Genomic DNA, 22,184 nt, shown 5'->3' with positions numbered 1-22,184 from the left:
AGCTTTCCAGCGAAACGGAAATACTATCCCCACCTGATTTCAGCGAACGTTTTTTAACAGAATTAAATCTGCCGTAAACAAATGGGACGAATTTACTCAAGACCAGCGTTATTTTTTCATCACGCTTATTTATCAGGCCCTGTTAATAGCGAAACGCGTACAATATTCAGCTTTAATTTGCTGACGCAGTAGGTCTGATGGTTATTTCGGTTGTATCCACATTTTCGGGTGCCTCAATAACCTGCCGCACAGCGCGGGCAATATCAGCAGGTTTAAGCGAAATGGCGCGATAAGCATCCATCGCCGCCATGGTTTCTTTGTGGGTGATGGTCGAAGCCAGTTCGCTTTCCACCACGCCTGGATTGACGCAGGTGACGCGGATATTCGAACTTTCCTGGCGTAAACCATCCGAAATAGCCCGTACTGCAAATTTTGTTGCGCAATAGACGGCGGCCGTTGGCACAACGGAAAGGGCACCAATAGAGCCAATGTTGATAATCTGACCGCTGCCCTGTGCCTCCATAACGGGAAGTACCGCCCCAATTCCCCAGAGAACGCCTTTGATATTAACGTCAACCATGCGTTCCCATTCATCCTGTTTCCCTGCCGCAAGGGGTGAAAGCGGCATAATGCCTGCGTTGTTGATTAAAACGTCAACGCGCCCCCACTTTTCAACCGCCGCCTGGACGAAGTCAGCCATCGACTGACGGCTGGTGACATCCAGCTCATGGGCTTCAGCATGGCCGCCCGTATTGCGGATTTCTGTCGCAATGGCTTCTATGCGATCCAGCCTGCGCGCCCCCAGCAATACTTTCGCGCCGGCATGTCCAAGCTCTCTGGCAATACCTTCACCAATACCGCTGGATGCGCCCGTGATTAAGATAACTTTATTCATGATGTGCTCCTTCAGTTGAGTTCAGGAAGATAATAGAACCTTGAGATTGTTTCTTGTATCCTGCACTTACTTGACTCACTGGTTAGCAACGGTAAACAATGAAGGTCGATCTTAATCTCCTGCCTCTTTTTCTCGCGGTCGCCGAGGAACACAGCTTCAGCGCGGCCGCCGCACGCCTTGGCGTCACCCGGTCGGCAGTCAGCCAGGGTATAAGGCGTCTTGAGGACACTTTCGAAACCCTGCTTGTCATGCGCACAACGCGTTCGGTAAACCTGACCGAAGCAGGCGAGCGGCTGCGTAACGCCTTATCTTTGCCTTTATCAAATATTGAAGCGGCCTTCGAAGAGATCGCCTCGGACAGCGTGCCGCGCGGGCTTCTGCGGATCGCGGTGACCTCTATAGCCGAAGAATTTCTTTCAGGCCCCCTGCTCGCCTCTTTTGCGGCTGCGAACCCTGGCGTGACGATTGATGTTCTGGTGTCGGATGAGGAGTTCGATATCGTGGCGGCAGGTTATGATGCCGGCGTGAGGCTGGGAGAGGTTATCGAAAAAGATATGATCGCCGTGCCTCTGACGGGGCCGCAGCGGGAAATGGTGGTTGCATCACCCTCCTGGCTGGCAGCCAACAGCGCCCCCCGGCATCCCCGGGAGCTGGTTCGCCATCGCTGTATCGGCTGGCGCCCTTCCCCGGATGTAGCACCCTATCGCTGGGAATTTGAGGAGGCAGGCGTACCTTTCGATGTGGCCATCGATCCGCAGATCACCACTAACGATCTGCGTCTTATGCTGAACATCGCCCTTGCCGGCGGCGGCATCACTTTTGCTCCTCAGGAGACCTTCAGGCCCTATATTGAAAGTGGGCAGCTTGTATCCATACTGGATGAATATCTCCCTCATTTTCCGGGTTTTTATCTTTATTTCCCGCAACGCCGCAACATGGCGCCAAAATTGCGTGCCTTGATCGAGCATATAAGGCAGTGGCGACAGCCGTAACTCACCCTTTCCTGACCTACAGGTATAAAAAAACCCTGCCAGGCAGGGTTTTTATTTCGTTCTGCAAGAGATCAGAACGGGATGTCGTCGTCGAAGTCCATTGGCGGTTCGTTGGACTGCGCTGGCGCAGATGGCTGCTGCGGACGGGACTGCGCGCCGCCGCTGAACTGGTTGCCGCCCTGCGGCTGCTGAGGCTGACCCCAACCGCCCTGCTGCTGCTGGCCGCCTGCTGGCGCGCCACCGCCCTGACGGCCACCCAGCATCTGCATGGTACCGCCAACGTTCACCACCACTTCAGTGGTGTATTTTTCCTGGCCAGACTGATCGGTCCATTTGCGGGTACGCAGCTGGCCTTCGATATAGACCTGAGAACCTTTACGCAGATACTCACCGGCCACCTCGGCCAGTTTGCCGAACAGCACGACGCGGTGCCATTCGGTCTGCTCTTTCATCTCACCGGTCGCTTTATCACGCCAGGATTCGGAGGTAGCCAGCGTAATGTTGGCCACTGCACCACCACTCGGCATATAGCGTACTTCCGGGTCCTGGCCCAGATTACCGACGAGAATCACCTTGTTTACGCCTCTGCTGGCCATGATCGTGTCTCCTGAAAACAATTTCTAAATAGTGTAAACGCGCGAGTGTACCATTTCCATGCCGCATGTTCATAGCTGCGAGGCGGATTCCACCCAACTCTTTTCGTGGTCTATTTTTGCACAACGAATCTGAATTTGCATCTCAATACTGTATATCCAGCCAGGTCAATTTGTGTCATAATTAATCGTTTATGCCGGTTGTCCTTCAAACAAACCAGGCATTCCGTGTATCTACCTACCGGGAAAGGTGAATGGATAAGATCGAAGTTCGGGGCGCCCGCACCCACAATCTCAAGAATATCAACCTCGTCATCCCTCGCGACAAGCTGATTGTCGTCACCGGGCTTTCAGGCTCAGGCAAATCCTCTCTGGCTTTCGACACCCTGTATGCCGAAGGTCAGCGTCGTTACGTTGAGTCGCTCTCTGCCTATGCGCGCCAGTTCCTGTCGCTGATGGAAAAACCGGACGTCGACCATATTGAAGGGTTGTCGCCTGCCATCTCCATTGAGCAGAAGTCGACCTCCCACAACCCGCGTTCCACCGTCGGGACCATCACCGAAATCCATGACTACCTGCGTCTGCTCTATGCCCGCGTAGGCGAGCCGCGTTGTCCGGATCACGATGTCCCGCTGGCGGCGCAGACCGTCAGCCAGATGGTGGACAACGTGCTGGCGCAGCCGGAAGGCAGACGCCTGATGCTGCTTGCGCCAATCATTAAAGAGCGTAAGGGCGAACACACCAAAACGCTGGAAAACCTGGCAAGCCAGGGCTATATCCGCGCCCGTATCGACGGGGAAGTGTGCGATCTCTCCGATCCACCGAAGCTGGAACTGCAAAAGAAACACACTATAGAGGTGGTGATCGACCGCTTTAAGGTGCGTGACGACATGACCCAGCGCCTGGCGGAGTCGTTCGAGACCGCACTGGATCTCTCCGGCGGTACGGCGGTAGTTGCCGATATGGACGACCCGAAAGCGGAGGAGCTGCTCTTCTCCGCCAATTTCGCCTGCCCGGTGTGCGGCTATAGCATGCGCGAGCTGGAACCGCGTCTGTTCTCGTTCAACAACCCGGCGGGCGCCTGCCCGACCTGTGATGGCCTGGGCGTACAGCAGTACTTCGATCCCGATCGGGTGATCCAGAATCCCGAACTGTCGCTGGCTGGCGGCGCCATCCGCGGCTGGGATAAGCGTAACTTCTACTATTTCCAGATGCTGAAGTCGCTGGCAGAGCACTATAAATTTGACGTTGAAGCGCCGTGGGGCAGCCTGAGCCCAACCGTGCACAAAGTGATCCTGTTCGGTTCCGGCAAAGAGAACATCGAGTTCAAATATATGAACGATCGCGGCGATACCTCGGTGCGTCGCCATCCGTTTGAAGGCGTGCTGCACAATATGGAGCGCCGCTACAAAGAGACCGAATCCAGCGCCGTGCGTGAAGAGCTGGCGAAGTTCATCAGCAACCGCTCCTGCGCCACCTGTGACGGCACCCGTCTGCGTCGTGAAGCGCGCCATGTGTATGTGGAAAACACGCCGCTGCCAGCCATCTCAGACATGAGCATCGGTCATGCGATGGACTTCTTCACCAACCTGAAGCTCTCCGGCCAGCGGGCGAAAATCGCCGAGAAAGTGCTGAAAGAGATTGGCGATCGTCTGAAATTCCTGGTGAACGTTGGCCTCAACTACCTGACGCTTTCCCGCTCCGCAGAGACGCTCTCCGGCGGCGAGGCCCAGCGTATCCGTCTGGCGAGCCAGATTGGTGCGGGCTTAGTGGGCGTCATGTACGTGCTGGATGAGCCCTCTATCGGCCTGCACCAGCGTGACAACGAACGTCTGCTTGGCACCCTGATCCACCTGCGTAACCTCGGCAACACGGTGATTGTGGTCGAGCATGATGAAGATGCCATCCGCGCCGCCGACCACGTGATCGACATCGGGCCGGGCGCGGGTGTCCACGGCGGCCAGGTAGTGGCGGAAGGGCCGCTGGACGCCATCATGGCGGTGCCGGAGTCCCTGACCGGCCAGTACATGAGCGGTCAACGCAAGATTGAGGTGCCAAAACAGCGCGTGCCTGCCAACCCGGAAAAAGTGCTGAAACTCACCGGCGCCCGCGGCAACAACCTGAAAGATGTGACGCTCACCCTGCCGGTCGGCCTGTTCACCTGCATTACCGGGGTGTCGGGTTCCGGTAAATCGACGCTGATTAACGACACCCTGTTCCCGATTGCGCAGACTCAGCTGAACGGTGCAACGCTGGCAGAGCCTGCGCCGTACCGTGACATCACCGGGCTTGAGCACTTCGACAAGGTGATCGATATCGACCAGAGCCCGATTGGTCGTACCCCGCGCTCTAACCCGGCGACCTATACCGGTGTCTTCACGCCGGTACGTGAACTCTTTGCCGGCGTGCCGGAATCGCGCTCACGCGGCTACACGCCGGGCCGCTTCAGCTTTAACGTGCGCGGCGGGCGCTGCGAAGCCTGTCAGGGCGATGGGGTGATCAAAGTTGAAATGCACTTCCTGCCGGATATCTACGTGCCGTGCGACCAGTGCAAAGGCAAACGCTATAACCGCGAAACGCTGGAGATCAAATATAAAGGCAAGACCATCCACGAAGTGCTGGATATGACCATCGAAGAGGCGCGCGAGTTCTTTGATGCCGTTCCGGCGCTGGCGCGTAAGCTCCAGACCCTGATGGATGTTGGTCTGACCTACATTCGTCTGGGCCAGTCAGCAACTACCCTCTCGGGCGGGGAGGCGCAGCGCGTGAAGCTGGCGCGTGAACTCTCCAAACGCGGCACCGGGCAGACGCTGTACATTCTGGATGAGCCGACCACCGGTCTGCACTTTGCCGATATCCAGCAGCTTCTCGACGTGCTGCACCAGCTTCGCGATCAGGGCAACACCATCGTGGTGATTGAGCACAACCTGGACGTGATTAAAACCGCGGACTGGATTGTCGATCTCGGTCCGGAAGGCGGCAGCGGCGGCGGTGAAATTTTGGTTTCCGGCACCCCGGAAACCGTCGCGGAGTGCGAAGCCTCGCACACCGCCCGCTTCCTTAAACCGCTTCTGAAGTAGTTACACTGACAGCTGCTGCCGGGTCATCTCCGGCAGCAGTTCCACCGCCTGCGTGTAAGAGGCATCCACCAGGTAATAAATCTGCGAATCGGGAATCGACCCGTCCAGATAGACCGTGCTCCAGTGCGCTTTATTCAGGTGCTTGCTGGGACGCACGTCGCTGTGCTGCTGGCGCAACAGTTCTGCCAGTTCAGGGCTGGTTTTTAACGAGGCCGCCGGACGCCCCTCCACATCTTTCACCATCGCAAACAGCACGTCGGCGACTTTGATCTGGGTTGCCTTCCAGTCGCTGTGCACGCTTTGCTCCGCACCCGGCTTATTCATGCAGTACTGAAGTATCTCCGAAATTGTCATCTTTATTCCCCTTGTAGCGTGGCGATGATTTTGCGCGAACCGCCGTGGATACGATGTTCTCCCAGCCAGATCCCCTGCCAGGTGCCCAGCTGCAGACGGCCATGATTGACCGGCAGCAGCAAAGAGACGCCTAGCGTGGAGGATTTAATATGGGAAGGCATGTCGTCTGGCCCCTCGTCATCGTGTTCCCAGCGGGCACTGTCAGGAATGGATTTGAGAAAATGCTGCTCCATATCGGAACGGACGGTGGGATCGCAGTTCTCGTTAAGAGTGAGAGAGGCTGACGTGTGTTGCAGCAACAGATGAAGTAAACCCACGTTGATGCGGGGAAGATCGCGAATCTGACCGATGACCTCATCCGTCACCAGGTGAAAACCGCGAGACCTGGCGCGCAGGGTCAGGGTTTGCTGATACCACATGTGCTGCTCCGTTTTACAGGTTGATCCCTCTAAGTGTGCAGCAATACGACGAAAGGTAAAACCCGCAGCAGGTAAATCTGCTTAAAAAGTGTTCTTTCCTGCGCCAAAAGAGACTCAATATTCTGAGTTAACGATCACCTCTTCCCCAAAGTCTCCCGCCTGAGGCAGCGGTTTTTGGGTGGAGTTCGACGCCCGCAAAACCCGAATCCCCCTGGCACCCGCTTCACGCGCCGCGTTGATGTCGCTATCCGCGTCGCCGTAGTAAATCTTAATCTGTTTCTGGGCAATCCACGGCGTTTTGGTCCTCTCCCCCTTTCCGCCAATAAAAATCACCGGATTCATAGATACGGCGGGTATCAGAAAGGCGTCCTGCAAGGTTTTCGTGACCGTTTCGGTTTTAGTGAAATGACGCCCGGTAATAAACCAGATGTTGTCGCCGCGCTTCAGGTGCATGGCGATCAGCGCCCGCGCCACCTCTTTGGGAATGCTGAACGCATCCCAGCCGTTATTCATCTGCTCCCAGAATGCCGGATTTTTCAGGTACTCATCGCTCTCCGGAGACCAGGTTTTTTTACCCCGCCAGAAGCCAGGGCTGGAAAACAGGACGGTGTCATCAATATCAAACCCCACCGACATGGGTGGACGCCCGAGCAGACTTTTTTCAATTTGTGCGACGGAAACCCAGTGGACGGGCGCCTGCTCAGCCAATCTGGCGGCGGTTGTGCCCGGATATAACGGTGGAGGTGAAGAGGGGCGAGCCACGGCTGGGTTGCTGAGCGAGAGCAATAAGCAGGAAGCGCTGAGCGCCAGTATGATCTTGCGCATTTTTTACCCAGAATATTCAGATTGTTGTTTTATTTTTGAGCGGATGGTCAAAAGCCCCATCGAAAATAACCGCAGCGGGAGGGGAAGGAAAGGAGAATTTCTCTCTCTGTCGCAATAGAAAGAGGGATATCACAAAGCGCGGCTGTACTTCTTAACGACCCCCTTCGCTAAAGAAGGAGGTCGTGAGTAAGTGCTTACATTACAGCGGCAAAGGCCTTCGCCACACGCTGAACGTTGCCGCTATTCAGGCCTGCAACGCACATGCGTCCACTGGCAATCAGATAGACGCCGAACTCGTCGCGCAGGCGGTCCACCTGCTGTGCGCTGAAGCCGGTATAGCTGAACATGCCGCGCTGCTGTAGCAGGTAGTCGAAGTTGTGCCCCGGAACGGCATCCTTCAGCACATCCACCAGCGTCTGACGCATGGCGAGAATGCGGGTACGCATCGCTTCCACCTCTGCCAGCCACTCGGCTTTGAGTTCGTCATCGCCGAGCACGGTCGCCACCACCTGCGCCCCGAAGTTTGGTGGGCTGGAGTAGATACGACGCACGGTCGCCTTCAGCTGGCCCAGCACGCGCCCGGCGGCGTCCTGATCTTCGCAGACCACAGACAGACCGCCGACACGTTCGCCATACAGCGAGAAGATTTTGGAGAAGGAGTTGCTGACCAGCGCCGGCAGACCTGCGCTGGCAATGGCGCGGATGGCGTAAGCATCCTCTTCCATCCCGGCGCCAAAGCCCTGGTAGGCGATGTCGAGGAACGGGATCAGGTTGCGGGCTTTCAGCACCTCGATAACCGCATCCCACTGCGCATTCGTCAGATCGGCACCGGTCGGGTTATGGCAGCACGGATGCAGCAGCACGATGCTGCGTTCCGGCAGGGTGCTCAGTTTTTCCAGCAAGGCGCCAACGCGTACGCCGTTAGTCTGGTCGTCGAACCACGGATAGGTATTCACCGTGAAGCCCGCGCCTTCAAAGATGGCGACATGATTTTCCCAGGTCGGATCGCTCACCCAGACACCCGACTCCGGAAAATATTTGTGCAGGAAGTCGGCGCCGACCTTCAGCGCGCCTGACCCGCCCAGCGTCTGGATGGTTGCAACACGCTTCTGTGCCAGCACCGGATGGTCTGCGCCAAACAGCAGTGGGGCGATGGTGTGACGGTAGCTGTTGAGTCCTTCCATCGGCAGATAGAGCGACGCACCGTGTGGCGTGGCGTTCAGACGCGCTTCGGCTTTGGCAACGGCCTGCAGCTGCGGGATGATGCCCGCTTCGTTGTAGTAAAGACCGATACTGAGGTTAACTTTATCGCCACGCGGATCGTCTTTGAAACGCTCCATTAAGGAGAGGATAGGGTCGCCAGCATAGGCGTCGACTTTCTGGAACACGCGATGGTTCTCCGGATAATAATGAGGCAGGGAATTCAACAATAAACCGGAAGTGGAAGAAGATCGAGAGGATGTTAATGAAGATGGGGTATGGTCGACACGTTGCGTGGCACTTCATAAAAAACAGGCACAGTCGGCTTCTTCAACCTGAGGATGAGGGGGAACCTGCGACTCAGGTGGTGGTTCCGTTCACCTTACGTTCCTTGCTTCTCTGATACATCTGAACCGGTGAACGTGCCAGGGTGGCTCAATCGCCACCACCCTGGCGACCTGGGCTACCGGCAAGAAAATTACTGGCGCTCTCTCATCCCTACAAGCAAAGTCACGCTCAATCCAGGTACCGCATCGCCAGGCGCGACGTCAGTCGCGTGATAAGTTCGTAAGCACTTACTTTCGTGATTTCCGCGATCCGTTCCACGGGCAAACCTTCACCCCACAGCGTCACCGGATCGCCCGCTTTCTCCAGGGCCTCTGGCCCGAGGTCGACGCAGATCATATCCATCGCCACGCGGCCAGCGATGGTCACTTCCCGGCCATTCACCAGCACTGGCGTCCCGGATGGCGCCGCGCGCGGATAGCCGTCGCCGTAGCCCATCGCCACCACGCCTAAACGGGTGTCGCGCTCGCTGATCCAGGTCCCGCCGTAGCCCACCGGCTCCCCGGCTTTGTGCTCGCGCACCGCAATCAGGCTGGAGGTGAGCGACATTACTGGCTGAAAACCGAGGTCCGGCCCCCAGGGCTTACCCTCCAGCGGCGAGACGCCGTACAGGATTATGCCTGGACGTGCCCAGTCGAAATGAGACTGCGGCCAGAGCAAAATACCGCCGGATGCCGCAATCGAGCGCATGCCCGGCTTGCCTTCGCAGAAGGTGTTGAAGATATCGAGCTGCTGCTCGGTGGCACCACAGTCAGGCTCATCGGCGCGGGCAAAATGGCTGACGATATTGACCGGCTGACGTACATTCCTGCACTGGCTTAAGCGCTGGTAAAACGCCTCCGCCTGCTCCGGGCGCACGCCCAGACGGTGCATGCCGGTGTCGAGCTTCATCCAAACGGTGACGGGCTCGCTGAGCACCGTGTTTTCCAGCGCTTCGAGCTGCTCAAGATTGTGTACGGCGGTATGCAGCCGTTGCGTGGCGATAGTCGGGAGATCGGCGGCGTTAAAGAAGCCTTCGAGCAGCAGAATCGGCTGGGTGATCCCCCCTTCGCGCAGACGCAGGGCTTCTTCGAGACGGGCGACGCCAAAGGCGTCGGCATCAGGGAGCGTTCGCGCGGTCTCAATAAGACCGTGTCCGTAAGCGTTCGCTTTCACGACTGCAACGAGCTTGCTGGCGGGCGCCAGTTCACGCAGGCGTTGCAGGTTGTGTCGCAGAGCGCGGCGGTTAATGACAACTGTTGCCGCTTGCATTGCAAATCCTTGTTAAAAGAAGGTCGGAGAGTTATTCGTCATCGTATTGCGGGCCAGCATAGTTGTCGAAACGCGACCACTGGCCGTTAAAGGTAAGCCGCACCGTACCGATGGGGCCGTTACGCTGCTTACCGATAATAATTTCCGCGATCCCTTTCAGGTCGCTGTTCTCGTGATAAACCTCGTCACGATAGATGAACATGATTAAGTCGGCATCCTGCTCGATAGAGCCGGATTCACGCAGGTCGGAGTTAACAGGACGTTTGTCGGCACGCTGCTCCAGGGAGCGGTTAAGCTGCGACAGCGCAACCACTGGCACCTGCAACTCTTTCGCCAGCGCTTTCAGCGAGCGGGAGATTTCGGCGATCTCAAGCGTTCGGTTATCAGAGAGCGACGGGACGCGCATCAGCTGGAGGTAGTCGATCATGATCAGGCCAATGCCGCCGTGCTCGCGGGCGATACGGCGCGCACGGGAGCGCACTTCCGTTGGCGTCAGGCCGGAGGAGTCATCAATATAGATATTACGTTTTTCCAGCAGAATACCCATGGTGCCGGAGATCCGCGCCCAGTCCTCATCGTCCAGCTGCCCGGTACGAATCCGGGTCTGGTCCACGCGGGACAGCGAGGCCAGAGAACGCATCATGATCTGCTCGGAGGGCATCTCCAGACTGAAGATTAAAACCGGTTTATCCTGCAACATCGCCGCGTTTTCGACGAGGTTCATCGCAAAGGTCGTCTTACCCATCGACGGACGGGCGGCGACGATAATCAGATCCGACGGCTGCAAACCGGCGGTCTTTTTATTCAGATCGTCATAACCCGTGTTAACGCCCGTCACCCCATCGTGCGGCTGCTGGAACAGCTGCTCAATACGCGACACGGTGGCATCAAGCACGTCGGCGATGTTCTTCGGCCCTTCGTCTTTATTGGCCCGGCTTTCGGCAATTTTAAAGACCCGGGATTCGGCCAGGTCGAGCAGTTCATCACTGTTACGCCCCTGCGGATCGAAACCAGCTTCGGCGATTTCGTTGGCAACGGAAATCATGTCACGTACCACCGCACGTTCACGCACGATGTCCGCATAGGCGCTGATGTTCGCCGCGCTTGGGGTGTTTTTTGACAGTTCAGCTAGATAAGCGAAGCCGCCTACCGACTCCAGCTGCCCCTGACGCTCCAGCGATTCCGCGAGCGTGATCAGGTCGATAGGGCTGCCTGACTCCTGCAAACGCGCCATTTCGGTAAAGATATGGCGGTGCGGGCGGGTGTAGAAATCGTCAGTGACCACGCGCTCGGCGACATCGTCCCAGCGTTCGTTATCCAGCATTAAACCGCCCAACACCGACTGTTCCGCTTCGATCGAGTGAGGCGGGACCTTTAATCCGGCTAACTGGGGATCGCGTTCCCGGGGTTCAGTCTGTTTGTTGAAGGGTTTGTTTCCTGCCATAGTGAATGGAGTTACCGAGATAGAGAGTGGGTCGAAAGATTACCATATTTTCTAATTCTAATGGAGGGAGCATGGCAACGCGTATTGAATTTCATAAACACGGCGGCCCGGACGTTCTCAGGGCGGTAGAGTTCACTCCCACCGCGCCTGGGGAGAACGAAGTCCAGGTCGAAAACAAAGCCATTGGTATTAACTACATCGACACCTACATCCGCAGCGGGCTCTATCCGCCCCCTGCTCTGCCGAGCGGTCTGGGTACCGAGGCGGCGGGCGTGGTGGTGAAAGTCGGTAGTGCGGTAAAACATATTAAAGAGGGCGATCGCGTGGTGTATGCGCAATCGGCTCTCGGTGCCTACAGCTCGGTCCATAACGTCCCGGCAGATAAAGCAGCGATTCTGCCCGGCGCCATCTCCTATGAGCAGGCAGCCGCCTCCTTCCTGAAGGGGCTGACGGTCTTCTACCTGTTGCGTAAAACCTACGAAATCAAACCTGACGAACAGTTTCTGTTCCACGCTGCCGCCGGCGGTGTGGGCCTGATCGCCTGCCAGTGGGCAAAAGCGCTGGGGGCTAAACTCATCGGCACGGTGGGTAATGCGCAAAAGGCGCAGCGCGCGCTCCAGGCGGGTGCCTGGCAGGTGATTAACTACCGTGAAGAGAGCATTGTTGAGCGGGTGAAAGAGATCACCGGCGGCAAGAAGGTGCGTGTGGTGTATGACTCGGTGGGGAAAGATACCTGGGAAGCTTCGCTGGACTGCCTGCAACGTCGCGGTCTGATGGTTAGCTTCGGCAATGCTTCCGGCCCGGTGACCGGCGTTAACCTCGGCATTCTTAACCAGAAGGGGTCGCTGTTTGCCACCCGTCCTTCGCTGCAGGGCTATATCACCAACCATGACGAACTGGTCGAGGCCAGCAACGAGCTGTTCTCGTTGATTGCCAGCGGGGTCATTAAGGTGGATGTGGCCGAGGCGCAGAAGTATCCGCTGAGTGATGCGCAACGCGCGCATGAAGCGCTGGAGAGTCGGGCGACGCAGGGATCGAGTTTGCTTATCCCTTGATAAAAAATTGGGCTTCCCTTGGGAAGCCCTTTCTTGCTTTGCTTTTTTTTAGTTCGGCTGTATGTAGGGTACAGCGCGATGAATTCTTTAACGGCGGTCATAGTGACAGATTCGATAACTAAATCCTATTCTGTTCTAAGTGATGATGCCGTAAAAGTTGCAAGGATGTGACGAACCGCTCAATACCTTAGTAACGAAAACGGTTATTGCGCTGATAGCGTGGAAGTTTTGGCGATTTAATCGCCCGTATTGCCCACACCACCGCCACGGCTAACAGCAACCACGGCAACAGTTTCAACATCAGGGCAAACAGTCCCCCAATAAACATCACCACTGTCGCAACCACCAGTGCGGCGATGATCCCCAGCAACGAGACGCCGGTTGCCAACAGCATGACAAAAAATCCAATCACAAAAAGTAGTTCCAGCATGGCTCTCTCCCAAATGCATCACAACGATACGCTGATGTGATATTTACAAGATCCGTGCCAAAAATAACCTATTGATATTGAAAAAAAACGCCCGGCAATGCGGTGCCGGGCGTGGTGAATTTGACGAAGTATTGGTGAAAATTATCGTTTGTCTGCCACCAGACGCAGCGCCTGCTCCAGCACCTCGATATCGGCACCCGCTTTATGGGCGTTTTCACTCAGGTAACGGCGCCACTGGCGCGCCCCCGGAATACCCTGGAACAGCCCCAGCATATGACGGGTGATGTGGCCCAGATAGGTGCCGTTGCTCAGCTCGCGCTCAATGTAAGGGTACATCGCCCGCACCACCGCCACCGGGTCACGATCGGCAACGTCCACACCAAAGATTTCGCGATCTACCGCCGCCAGCACGCCCGGGTTCTGGTACGCCTCACGGCCCACCATAACGCCGTCCATATGCTGCAGATGCCCTTTCGCCTCTTCAAGGGACTTGATGCCGCCGTTAATGGACATGGTCAGCTGAGGGAAATCGCGCTTTAGCTGATACACGCGCGGGTAATCCAGCGGCGGGATCTCACGGTTCTCTTTCGGGCTCAGGCCAGAGAGCCAGGCTTTGCGGGCATGGATGATAAACATCTCGCACTCCCCCTTGCCAGCCACCGTACCGATGAAATCACAGAGAAATTCGTAGCTGTCCTGATCGTCGATGCCGATGCGGGTTTTTACCGTCACCGGAATGGAGACCACGTCACGCATCGCTTTCACGCAGTCGGCCACCAGCTGCGCATTACCCATCAGGCAGGCGCCAAACATGCCGTTCTGCACGCGATCGGAAGGGCAGCCGACGTTGAGGTTAATCTCGTCGTAGCCACGCGCCTCAGCCAGCTTCGCGCAGTGCGCCAGCGCCGCCGGATCGCTGCCGCCCAGCTGCAACGCCACCGGATGCTCCTCTTCGCTGTAGGCGAGATAGTCACCCTTGCCGTGAATGATCGCCCCGGTGGTCACCATCTCGGTATAGAGCAGGGTGTGGCGCGACAGCAGACGCAGGAAGTAGCGGCAATGTCTGTCTGTCCAGTCGAGCATCGGCGCGATGGAAAAACGGTGGGCAGGATAGCGGGACGAGTTTTCTGACGACATGGCGAAGTTTTAAGCATCTGGTGAAAATGGGGCGCTACTATAGCACATATTCGCCGGAGGCCGAGCGCCTCCGGATGCCTTCAGAAGGTCAGGCTCAACTGGGCCCCGGCCCCCCAGGTTTCATCTTCCCCGTAAATACCGGTCAAATCGATATGCACGGTATTAAACGGCGCAAAGCCTAACCCGCCCGTGAAGACGTTGCTGTCGGTGCCCCTCACGTCACCGCGAAAGCCTGCGCGTACCGCCAGCCAGCTCAGCGGGGTCACTTCTGCCCCCACGCCGACATACTGCGCGTTTTCTTCACTCTTAAAGCCGCGGGTTTCGGTCAGATCGCCATCGGCGCTGAGGGTAAGCAGGCCGGTATGCCAGGCGACACCCGCCGTTACCAGGGGGCGGATCTGGTATGTGTCCTGATAGCTCACCACCTGCCCGGTACGCCCGTTGAGAATGCGGATGTCATTGGTATCAATATCACGTGATAAGAGGTTCTGCCCGCTCAGGCCCACCGTCCAGTTCTCACCAAAGTCCACCGCCACGCCGACATCGACGTTAAAACTGGTATCGTCGTTACGGTAGCGGCTGCTGTTAAAGTCGCCGCTGTCGTAGGTATAAATGGAGGTGGTGTAGTTATAGAGCCAGGTTTGCTGCAGTTTCGGCGTGACGCCCACCGAAACCGGCAGGTCGCTTACCGTAAACTGACGGGCAATCGCCACGCCATAATCGGAGACGATGGCCCCTCTGCCCATGGCAACAGAGTTAAGATTGCGGGTAATCACGTCGCTGCCGTTGCGCGCCGCGCTCAGCGCCATCTGGTTGGTCATTCCCGGGCTACCCTGCAATCGGCGTAAAAAATCGATGTCCTGAGGATCGATTTCTGAGCTGACGCGGGCATGGGCATTAGCTTTGGCGACAAACGCCAGCGACAGGCCGGAACCCGGGATGCTCACGGCTATCCCACCGCCGGCGTTGGCATGCGCCGTTTTGCCATCAAGAAATTCCAGCTGATCGGTAAGGCTGCCGGCGGCTCTCTGCAGCTCACTAAGCGTGCCTTGCGGATCGGCGGCGATCTGCGCCACGGTCAGATCGTCGATCATCTGCCGATCGTCGGTGATCTCATCGCTGATTTCATCGATCTTATCCTGCAAATTGTCTTTATCGCTAATTTGCGCTCCCACGGAGGGGAAAATGACGGTGACATCATCTTCCTCTTTTGATTTTGCCAACAGCGCCGGGTTAATTAACACCCCGCTGCCATAATGGGCCGATGCAACGCCTGTTCCGCCCATTGCATCGCCGCGTGCTTCCGTCCAGGTATTTGTGGCTCCAGCCTGATGAGACAAAAGAATACCGATGGCAATTCCCGCCACAGAAAGTTTGAGTTTTATTTTCACAGGACACCTGACTTATTTTGGGTAAATTAACCCCGGCGGCTATACGCCGCGCAGGGAAATACGTCCTCTGTGAAAAAAGTATTAGAAGCTAAATATGTCTTAAACTTTAGTATTAGATAAGCTATTGATTTCCTTATGGCTTTAAATAGGTATAGAACAAGAATTTATTTTCGCCCGGGTTTTCCATCATGCGGACCGAAAAATTGTGGCGGGTGATCGATCCAGCGATCTTCACGGGTGGCGGCATATACTGCATTTAGCGGATAATAAATTCGGTTATATTTTTTATTGGCTTCGCCCACCACTAATAACCGCACTTCTTCAGTGGTGTTATTAATAAAGGTGTGGCAAACCCCCGTCCCGGCCGGAAATCCTACGCTGTCCCCCGGCTCCAGCTTCCATAAATACCCGTTGATCCAGGCTTCGGGATAACCCTCCAGCACAAAGACAAACTCCTCTTCATCGCTTTCGGCATGTGGATAGGAGGTACGACGCCCAGGCGGCAGGCGTTCATGGTGAATACCGAGGCGGCCTAAGCCAAGCGCTCGAGCCAGGGGCGCGCCAATGGAGAAACGCTCTGTGCTATCGGGATAGGTTGAATTGTCGGCCCCTTCTACCTCACGCCAGTGTCGAATACAGTCCGGTCTTTTCATCTTTTGGTCCCCCGTGGTTTTTCGTCAGGGTAGCACACCTGCTGGATCTCGGCGTTTAGGCCAGAACATGGTAAACTGGCGGTTTGTTATTCCACGTTATTCGAGGTGCAAAATGGAAACGACCACAATGCAGGCACTGTTAGCGCAAGCCGAAAAGCTCTGTGCGCAACGCAATGTGCGCCTGACTCCGCAGCGCCTTGAAGTGTTGCGCCTGCTGAGCCTGCAAAACGGGGCCATCAGCGCTTACGACCTGCTCGATCTGCTGCGCGAAAGCGAGCCGCAGGCGAAGCCCCCTACCGTATACCGGGCGCTCGATTTTCTGCTTGAGCAGGGTTTTGTGCATAAAGTGGAATCGACCAACAGCTATGTGCTGTGCCACCTTTTCGATCAGCCTACCCACACCTCAGCGATGTTTATTTGCGATCGCTGCGGCAGCGTGAAGGAAGAAGGCGCGGAAGGGGTGGAAGACATCATGCATACTCTGGCGGCGAAGATGGGATTTGCCCTGCGTCACAACGTGATTGAAGCGCACGGTCTGTGCCGCAACTGCGTAGAAGTCGAGGCCTGCCGCCATCAGGAAAATTGCCAGCATGACCACTCTATCCAGCTGAAAAAGAAGCCGCGTTGAGCACAAAAAAAGGGGCGACCTGAAGGTCGCCCTGGGCGTACATCCGTGTACCTGCGGGTAGAGCTGAATTACCAGCGATAGTTGTTACGGGTTTCCCAGTCACCAACTTCTTTCTCCGCCTGGTCTTTCTCATAACCATAGCGTTCCTGAATTTTCCCCACCAGCTGGTCACGTTTACCTTCGATAACGGTCATGTCATCGTCAGTCAGGTCGCCCCACTGTTCTTTTACTTTACCTTTGATCTGCTTCCAGTTACCGCCGACTTGGTCTTTATTCATCATCGATTCCTCTTCGCTCGGTCGTTAAGGATAAGTTCGTCCTGAAATAGATTTCGTGCTGGACGTGATAATAATTATAGATAAGCGTGCGGCGTTGGGTTTGTTATTCGGAATCTTTTACCATTCAGTAAGGTGAAGCCGTTATTGAAACCAGGTGCCGTTGCGCCAGTGCCGGCGCCAGATCCAGCCCAGAGAGAGCCCCCGCAGCGCCAGGAAAACGCTCAGGGCCAGCCACAGGCCGTGATTACCCAGCCAGGGCAAGGTGAACAGCGTCAGACCAAACCCGGCGGCCGCGACGGCCATACTGTTGCGCATCTCTGCGCCACGGGTTGCGCCGATAAACATGCCGTCGAGCAAATAGCACCAGACCCCCACCACCGGCAAAATCACCTGCCAGACAAGATAATGGCTCGCCAGCGCGCGCAGCTCTGGCAGCGAAGTCAGCAGCGCCACGATCGGGTTACCCGCCAGGGCATAGACAAGCGCGAAGGCCAGCGCCACCATGCCAGACTGACGGCAGGCTGCCCGCCATACTTCGCGCAGCTGGCCGCTTTCCCGGGCGCCATAGGCCTGCCCGGAGTGCGCTTCAACCGCATAGGCAAAACCATCCAGCGCGTAGGCGGTAAAGGTGAGTAGCGTCATCAGCACGGCGTTAACGGCGATAATCTCCGGCCCCAAACGCGCGCCCAGCACCGTCAGCGCGCCGAAACAGAGTTGCAGCAGCAGCGAGCGCAGCATAATGTCCCGGTTCAGGGCCAGCAGCTTGCGGATATTGCCGCGCCAGCTCGCTTTCAGCAGCGCCAGGGAAATGCCGCGCAGAGCCAGCACCCGCCAGACCATCCACAAGCCAAGCAACAGGGTGGCGTATTCGGCGACAGCGGTCGCCAGGGCGGCCCCCTGCACGTTCATTTTCAGCCCGATCACCAGCCATAGATCCAGCACGATATTGAGCAGATTACCCACCACCAGCAGGATCACCGGTGCCCGGGCATACTGCACCCCCAGCAGCCAGCCGAGCAGCACCAGATTAGCCAGCGATGCCGGGGCGCTGAGCCAGCGGATCTCAAGGAAGCGCCGCGCCTGATGCAGGACATCCTCGCTGCCACCCACGATATGTAGCGCCAGATCGATAAGCGGTGTGCGCAGCAGCACAATCAGCAGACCGGCGCCGAGCGCGAGGATCAGCGGCTGCACCAGCGCCCGGGCCAGACGCAGCGGATCTTTCGCGCCATAGGCCTGAGCGGTGAGACCGGTGGTGCTCATACGCAAAAAGAGCAGCAGCATAAACAGGAAACTGGTTGCCGTGGCGCCGATGGCGACACCGCCCAGATAGACCGGAGAGTCGAGATGGCCGATAACGGCGGTATCCACCAGCCCCAGCAGCGGGACGCTGATATTGGAGACGATCATCGGGAGGGCAAGACGCCACAACGCCTTGTCTGAAGCAGTCAGCAGAGACATGTGTATGACCGGGAGAAAAAAGAAAAGCAGACTGCGGGGTTGCCGCAGTCTGTCAGAAAGAGGTTATAACCATTCACCGTTGCGGATGACGCCTACCGCCAGCCCTTCGATGGAAAAGTTATGTTCACGCAGATCGACAACAATCGGGGAAAACTCGCTGTTTTCCGGCAGCAGCTGTACCGTGTTGCCCTGTTTTTTCAGACGCTTAACGGTCACTTCATCATCTATGCGCGCCACAACGACCTGGCCGTTGCGCACATCCTGCGTTTTATGTACCGCCAGCAGATCGCCGTCGAGAATGCCGATATCCTTCATGGACATCCCGCTGACGCGCAGCAAGAAGTCCGCGCTCGGTTTGAACATGCCCGGATCGACCTGATAGTGGCCTTCAATATGCTGTTGCGCCAGCAGCGGTTCCCCGGCGGCGACACGACCGACAAGCGGAAGGCCCTCTTCTGCTTCAACGAGCAGACGAATACCACGAGACGCGCCGGAGACAATCTCAAGCACACCCTTACGCGCCAGGGCTTTAAGGTGCTCTTCAGCGGCATTTGGAGAACGGAAGCCCAGACGCTGCGCGATTTCTGCACGCGTCGGCGGCATACCCGTCTGGCCGATATGATCCCGAATGAGATCAAACACCTCTTGCTGCCTGGTCGTTAACGCTTTCATTCCGCCCCCTGGGTGTATATACAGTTATGCTGTGAGTATATACAGCTAAAGGCGATTTTGGAACCACAAACCGCATAAAAAACCAGAGACTTGTTCGGTTTCTGAAGGCTTATCGCAAATGTCCCCAAAGCAGCGTGACCCAGGTAAACAGGGCAACGATAATCGCCATCAGCACAGCGGCAGAGCCCATATCTTTCGCCCGGCCCGAAAGCTCATGGAAGTCGCTGCCAATGCGGTCGACCACCGCCTCGATCGCACTGTTCAGAATTTCGACTATCATCACCAACATTACCGATCCAATCAGGAGTACGCGGGTGATGGGATCAACGTCCAGCCAGCAGGCAATAATAATCGCCGCGATGACTGCTACCCCCTCCTGGCGAAAAGCGGCTTCATTGATCCAGGCAGCACGAATGCCTTTCCAGGAATAGCCGGCAGCTTTAATGATTCGGGTTAACCCAGTGGTATTGTTGGCCATTAAAAGAAACCTTTCTTCGAAAATAGCGTCAGAAACGGTGGCTTAAGCGCGCTGCGCTGCCGCCGGAAGTATGACGGGTAACAACAGAAATTTTGCGCGCTTTCTGTTATCCTTGCGCCGCAATTGCATTTTTAACCAGAGGCTTTACATCGTTTATGTCTGGCTGGCCACGAATTTACTACAAATTACTTAATTTACCATTAAGCGTCCTGGTAAAAAGCAAGTCTATTCCGGCGGTTCCCACGCTGGAATTGGGACTCGATACCTCGCGTCCTATTATGTACGTTTTGCCTTACAACTCGAAGGCCGACTTGCTGACGCTCCGCGCCCAATGCCTGGCGCACGATCTCCCGGATCCGCTGGAGCCGCTGGAGATCGACGGCACCCAACTGCCACGCTACATCTTTATCCACGGCGGACCTCGCGTATTCACCTGGTACACGCCGAAAGAAGAGTCCATTAAGCTGTTCCATGATTACCTCGACCTGCACCGCAGCAACCCGCTGCTGGATGTGCAGATGGTGCCGGTATCGGTGATGTTTGGCCGTCGTCCGGGGCGCGATAAAGGCGAAGAGAATCCGCCGTTGCGCATGCTCAACGGGGTGCAGAAGTTTTTCGCCGTCAACTGGCTGGGCCGCGACAGCTTTGTCCGTTTTTCACCTTCCGTCTCCCTGCGCCGCATGGCCGATGAGCACGGCACGGATAAAACCATCGCCCAGAAGCTGGCCCGCGTGGCGCGTATGCACTTTGCCCGCCAGCGTCTTGCCGCGGTAGGCCCGCGCCTGCCTGCTCGCCAGGATCTGTTCAATAAGCTGCTGGCGTCGAAAGCCATTGCCCGTGCCGTCGAAGACGAAGCGCGCAGCAAAAAGATCTCCCATGAGAAGGCGCAGCAAAACGCCATCGCCCTGATGGAAGAGATTGCCGCCAACTTCTCCTACGAGATGATCCGCCTCAGCGACCGTATCCTGAGCTTTACCTGGAACCGTCTCTATCAGGGGATTAACGTGCACAACGCCGAGCGTGTGCGCCAGCTGGCCCATGACGGCCATGAAATTGTCTACGTCCCCTGCCACCGCAGCCACATGGACTACCTGCTGCTCTCGTACGTGCTCTATCACCAGGGGCTGGTGCCACCGCACATTGCGGCGGGCATTAACCTCAACTTCTGGCCGGCAGGGCCGATCTTCCGCCGTCTGGGTGCGTTCTTTATTCGCCGTACCTTTAAAGGTAACAAGCTCTACTCCACCGTCTTCCGCGAGTATCTCGGCGAGCTGTTCAGCCGCGGCTATTCCGTCGAGTACTTTGTGGAGGGTGGCCGTTCCCGTACCGGGCGTTTGCTCGATCCGAAGACCGGCACCCTGTCGATGACTATCCAGGCGATGCTGCGCGGCGGTACGCGTCCTATCACCCTGGTGCCAATCTACATCGGTTACGAGCACGTGATGGAAGTGGGCACCTACGCCAAAGAGCTGCGCGGCGCCACCAAAGAGAAAGAGAGCCTGCTGCAGATGCTGCGTGGTTTGAGCAAGCTGCGTAACCTCGGCCAGGGGTATGTTAACTTCGGCGAGCCGATGCCGCTGATGACCTACCTCAACCACCGTGTACCGGAGTGGCGTGAGTCCATCGATCCGATCGAAGCGGTGCGTCCGGCCTGGCTGACGCCGACGGTGAACGCCATTGCTGCCGATCTGATGGTACGCATTAACAACGCCGGGGCGGCGAACGCTATGAACCTGTGCTGTACCGCCCTGCTTGCCTCACGCCAGCGCTCGCTTACCCGCGAGCAGTTGACCGAGCAGATCGACTGCTACCTGAACCTGATGCGCAACGTGCCCTACGCCGCCGATGCCACGGTGCCGACGGCCAGCGCCAGCGAGCTCATCGATCACGCATTGCAGATGAACAAGTTCGAGGTCGAGAAAGACACGATCGGCGATATCATCATTCTGCCGCGCGAGCAGGCGGTGCTGATGACCTACTACCGCAATAACATCGCGCATATGCTGATGCTGCCTTCGCTGATGGCCGCCATCGTGACCCAGCATCGCCAGATCAGCCGTCAGGCGCTGCTGGAGCATGTCACCGCTCTCTACCCGATGCTGAAAGCCGAGTTGTTCCTGCGCTGGAACAGCGACGAGCTGGCAGAGGTGCTGGATAAGCATACTGAAGAGCTGGTCCGCCAGGGGCTGATGACGCAGAAAGAGGACGTTCTGGTGATCAACCCGTCCCGCTCACGCACGCTACAGCTGCTGGCGGCGGGTGCGCGCGAGACTGTGCAGCGCTACGCCATCACCTTCTGGCTGCTGAGCGCCAACCCGTCGATCAACCGCGGTACGCTGGAGAAAGAGAGCCGTACTCTGGCCCAGCGTCTGTCGATGCTGCACGGTATCAACGCGCCGGAGTTCTTCGACAAAGCGGTCTTCAGTTCGCTGGTATTGACGCTACGTGATGAGGGTTATATCAGTGACAGCGGTGATGCCGAGCCGGAAGAGACGATGAAGGTTTACCAGATGCTGGCAGAGCTGATCACCTCTGACGTGCGCTTAACGATTGAGAGCGCGACGCAGGGCGAATAAAAAACGCCCGGTGGCGCTAACGCTTAC

At 57.0% G+C, this 22,184-nt stretch carries 21 protein-coding genes; 5 read left to right on the top strand and 16 right to left on the bottom strand.

The features are described from left to right. Nucleotides 1-172: 172 nt before the first annotated feature. Nucleotides 173-895 (bottom strand): SDR family oxidoreductase, encoded by a 723-nt coding sequence (locus tag GNG29_RS01275; RefSeq protein ID WP_156653726.1) that lies wholly within the window; start codon nt 893-895, stop codon nt 173-175. Nucleotides 896-993: 98 nt separating this feature from the next. On the opposite strand from GNG29_RS01275, the gene GNG29_RS01270 reads away from it, so the two are divergent. Further along, the gene (locus GNG29_RS01270; protein WP_156653725.1) at nt 994-1,887 is read left to right on the top strand and encodes a LysR family transcriptional regulator; all 894 of its coding nucleotides are present in this window, start codon (nt 994-996) and stop codon (nt 1,885-1,887) included. Between the two features lie 71 nt (nt 1,888-1,958). On the opposite strand, the gene ssb1 is transcribed toward GNG29_RS01270, so the two are convergent. After that, entirely contained in the window at nt 1,959-2,483 is a 525-nt protein-coding gene (gene ssb1 / locus GNG29_RS01265; RefSeq protein ID WP_156653724.1) for a single-stranded DNA-binding protein SSB1, read from the bottom strand. A 251-nt stretch (nt 2,484-2,734) separates the two neighbouring features. Between ssb1 and uvrA the strand changes: the two genes are divergently transcribed. Further along, nucleotides 2,735-5,560 carry an excinuclease ABC subunit UvrA gene (uvrA, locus tag GNG29_RS01260; protein WP_156653723.1) on the top strand — a complete coding sequence of 942 codons (2,826 nt, stop codon included), beginning with the start codon at nt 2,735-2,737 and terminating at the stop codon, nt 5,558-5,560. Here the strand turns inward: uvrA and GNG29_RS01255 are convergent, their stop codons facing one another. From GNG29_RS01255 to dnaB, 6 genes are all read right to left on the bottom strand, one after another. Further along, on the bottom strand, nt 5,561-5,914 hold the full coding sequence (locus tag GNG29_RS01255; RefSeq protein ID WP_103177856.1) for an MmcQ/YjbR family DNA-binding protein: 354 nt from the start codon (nt 5,912-5,914) through the stop codon (nt 5,561-5,563). A gap of 2 nt (nt 5,915-5,916) precedes the next feature. Then, entirely contained in the window at nt 5,917-6,333 is a 417-nt protein-coding gene (locus tag GNG29_RS01250) for a secondary thiamine-phosphate synthase enzyme YjbQ (protein ID WP_114316150.1), read from the bottom strand. Nucleotides 6,334-6,447: 114 nt separating this feature from the next. Further along, a complete protein-coding gene (gene aphA / locus GNG29_RS01245) occupies nt 6,448-7,158 on the bottom strand; it encodes an acid phosphatase AphA (protein WP_103177854.1) in 711 nt (236 codons plus the stop codon). Nucleotides 7,159-7,352: 194 nt separating this feature from the next. Continuing rightward, nucleotides 7,353-8,546 carry an aromatic amino acid transaminase gene (gene tyrB, locus GNG29_RS01240; RefSeq protein ID WP_103177853.1) on the bottom strand — a complete coding sequence of 398 codons (1,194 nt, stop codon included), beginning with the start codon at nt 8,544-8,546 and terminating at the stop codon, nt 7,353-7,355. 328 nt (nt 8,547-8,874) lie between these two features. Then, nucleotides 8,875-9,954, bottom strand: coding sequence for an alanine racemase (alr, locus tag GNG29_RS01235; RefSeq protein WP_103177852.1), 1,080 nt, complete (start codon nt 9,952-9,954; stop codon nt 8,875-8,877). A gap of 31 nt (nt 9,955-9,985) precedes the next feature. Further along, nucleotides 9,986-11,398: a replicative DNA helicase gene (dnaB, locus tag GNG29_RS01230; RefSeq protein ID WP_103177851.1), complete on the bottom strand. Its 1,413-nt coding sequence runs from the start codon at nt 11,396-11,398 to the stop codon at nt 9,986-9,988. A gap of 71 nt (nt 11,399-11,469) precedes the next feature. Between dnaB and GNG29_RS01225 the strand changes: the two genes are divergently transcribed. Beyond that, entirely contained in the window at nt 11,470-12,453 is a 984-nt protein-coding gene (locus tag GNG29_RS01225; RefSeq protein WP_103177850.1) for a quinone oxidoreductase, read from the top strand. Between the two features lie 187 nt (nt 12,454-12,640). Here the strand turns inward: GNG29_RS01225 and pspG are convergent, their stop codons facing one another. From pspG to GNG29_RS01205, 4 genes are all read right to left on the bottom strand, one after another. Next, on the bottom strand, nt 12,641-12,883 hold the full coding sequence (pspG, locus tag GNG29_RS01220; RefSeq protein WP_039031939.1) for an envelope stress response protein PspG: 243 nt from the start codon (nt 12,881-12,883) through the stop codon (nt 12,641-12,643). A gap of 141 nt (nt 12,884-13,024) precedes the next feature. Then, the gene (gene dusA, locus GNG29_RS01215) at nt 13,025-14,020 is read right to left on the bottom strand and encodes a tRNA dihydrouridine(20/20a) synthase DusA (protein WP_103177849.1); all 996 of its coding nucleotides are present in this window, start codon (nt 14,018-14,020) and stop codon (nt 13,025-13,027) included. A gap of 80 nt (nt 14,021-14,100) precedes the next feature. Continuing rightward, the gene (locus GNG29_RS01210; protein WP_156653722.1) at nt 14,101-15,411 is read right to left on the bottom strand and encodes a conjugal transfer protein TraF; all 1,311 of its coding nucleotides are present in this window, start codon (nt 15,409-15,411) and stop codon (nt 14,101-14,103) included. A 164-nt stretch (nt 15,412-15,575) separates the two neighbouring features. Then, on the bottom strand, nt 15,576-16,064 hold the full coding sequence (locus tag GNG29_RS01205) for a cupin domain-containing protein (RefSeq protein ID WP_156653721.1): 489 nt from the start codon (nt 16,062-16,064) through the stop codon (nt 15,576-15,578). A gap of 112 nt (nt 16,065-16,176) precedes the next feature. Between GNG29_RS01205 and zur the strand changes: the two genes are divergently transcribed. Beyond that, on the top strand, nt 16,177-16,692 hold the full coding sequence (gene zur, locus GNG29_RS01200) for a zinc uptake transcriptional repressor Zur (protein WP_039031935.1): 516 nt from the start codon (nt 16,177-16,179) through the stop codon (nt 16,690-16,692). Nucleotides 16,693-16,760: 68 nt separating this feature from the next. Here zur and GNG29_RS01195 read toward each other — a convergent pair whose 3' ends face one another. From GNG29_RS01195 to GNG29_RS01180, 4 genes are all read right to left on the bottom strand, one after another. Next, the gene (locus GNG29_RS01195; protein ID WP_103177846.1) at nt 16,761-16,970 is read right to left on the bottom strand and encodes a CsbD family protein; all 210 of its coding nucleotides are present in this window, start codon (nt 16,968-16,970) and stop codon (nt 16,761-16,763) included. Between the two features lie 141 nt (nt 16,971-17,111). After that, nucleotides 17,112-18,431, bottom strand: a complete 1,320-nt coding sequence (dinF, locus tag GNG29_RS01190) for an MATE family efflux transporter DinF (protein WP_103177845.1) — start codon at nt 18,429-18,431, stop codon at nt 17,112-17,114. Nucleotides 18,432-18,494: 63 nt separating this feature from the next. Continuing rightward, entirely contained in the window at nt 18,495-19,103 is a 609-nt protein-coding gene (gene lexA, locus GNG29_RS01185) for a transcriptional repressor LexA (RefSeq protein ID WP_103825393.1), read from the bottom strand. A gap of 109 nt (nt 19,104-19,212) precedes the next feature. Beyond that, nucleotides 19,213-19,581 carry a diacylglycerol kinase gene (locus GNG29_RS01180; protein ID WP_103177843.1) on the bottom strand — a complete coding sequence of 123 codons (369 nt, stop codon included), beginning with the start codon at nt 19,579-19,581 and terminating at the stop codon, nt 19,213-19,215. A 155-nt stretch (nt 19,582-19,736) separates the two neighbouring features. Here GNG29_RS01180 and plsB point away from each other — a divergent pair, with 155 nt between their 5' ends. Beyond that, nucleotides 19,737-22,157, top strand: coding sequence for a glycerol-3-phosphate 1-O-acyltransferase PlsB (plsB, locus tag GNG29_RS01175; RefSeq protein WP_103177842.1), 2,421 nt, complete (start codon nt 19,737-19,739; stop codon nt 22,155-22,157). Nucleotides 22,158-22,184 lie beyond the last annotated feature (27 nt).

The organism is Leclercia sp. Colony189 (assembly GCF_009740165.1).
Classification (GTDB): domain Bacteria; phylum Pseudomonadota; class Gammaproteobacteria; order Enterobacterales; family Enterobacteriaceae; genus Enterobacter.
This window is presented reverse-complemented; position numbering and strand designations above follow the sequence as displayed.

Excerpts from the sequence above, each read along its gene's own strand:
- GNG29_RS01180 (WP_103177843.1), bottom strand. The coding sequence starts at position 19,581 with ATGGCCAACAATACCACTGGGTTAACCCGAATCATTAAAGCTGCCGGC.
- dinF (WP_103177845.1), bottom strand. The coding sequence starts at position 18,431 with ATGTCTCTGCTGACTGCTTCAGACAAGGCGTTGTGGCGTCTTGCCCTC.
- GNG29_RS01205 (WP_156653721.1), bottom strand. The coding sequence starts at position 16,064 with ATGAAAAGACCGGACTGTATTCGACACTGGCGTGAGGTAGAAGGGGCC.
- dnaB (WP_103177851.1), bottom strand. The coding sequence starts at position 11,398 with ATGGCAGGAAACAAACCCTTCAACAAACAGACTGAACCCCGGGAACGC.
- ssb1 (WP_156653724.1), bottom strand. The coding sequence starts at position 2,483 with ATGGCCAGCAGAGGCGTAAACAAGGTGATTCTCGTCGGTAATCTGGGC.
- GNG29_RS01270 (WP_156653725.1), top strand. The coding sequence starts at position 994 with ATGAAGGTCGATCTTAATCTCCTGCCTCTTTTTCTCGCGGTCGCCGAG.
- GNG29_RS01195 (WP_103177846.1), bottom strand. The coding sequence starts at position 16,970 with ATGAATAAAGACCAAGTCGGCGGTAACTGGAAGCAGATCAAAGGTAAA.
- lexA (WP_103825393.1), bottom strand. The coding sequence starts at position 19,103 with ATGAAAGCGTTAACGACCAGGCAGCAAGAGGTGTTTGATCTCATTCGG.
- GNG29_RS01250 (WP_114316150.1), bottom strand. The coding sequence starts at position 6,333 with ATGTGGTATCAGCAAACCCTGACCCTGCGCGCCAGGTCTCGCGGTTTT.
- pspG (WP_039031939.1), bottom strand. The coding sequence starts at position 12,883 with ATGCTGGAACTACTTTTTGTGATTGGATTTTTTGTCATGCTGTTGGCA.
- alr (WP_103177852.1), bottom strand. The coding sequence starts at position 9,954 with ATGCAAGCGGCAACAGTTGTCATTAACCGCCGCGCTCTGCGACACAAC.
- GNG29_RS01225 (WP_103177850.1), top strand. The coding sequence starts at position 11,470 with ATGGCAACGCGTATTGAATTTCATAAACACGGCGGCCCGGACGTTCTC.
- GNG29_RS01255 (WP_103177856.1), bottom strand. The coding sequence starts at position 5,914 with ATGACAATTTCGGAGATACTTCAGTACTGCATGAATAAGCCGGGTGCG.
- uvrA (WP_156653723.1), top strand. The coding sequence starts at position 2,735 with ATGGATAAGATCGAAGTTCGGGGCGCCCGCACCCACAATCTCAAGAAT.
- GNG29_RS01275 (WP_156653726.1), bottom strand. The coding sequence starts at position 895 with ATGAATAAAGTTATCTTAATCACGGGCGCATCCAGCGGTATTGGTGAA.
- dusA (WP_103177849.1), bottom strand. The coding sequence starts at position 14,020 with ATGTCGTCAGAAAACTCGTCCCGCTATCCTGCCCACCGTTTTTCCATC.
- aphA (WP_103177854.1), bottom strand. The coding sequence starts at position 7,158 with ATGCGCAAGATCATACTGGCGCTCAGCGCTTCCTGCTTATTGCTCTCG.
- zur (WP_039031935.1), top strand. The coding sequence starts at position 16,177 with ATGGAAACGACCACAATGCAGGCACTGTTAGCGCAAGCCGAAAAGCTC.
- plsB (WP_103177842.1), top strand. The coding sequence starts at position 19,737 with ATGTCTGGCTGGCCACGAATTTACTACAAATTACTTAATTTACCATTA.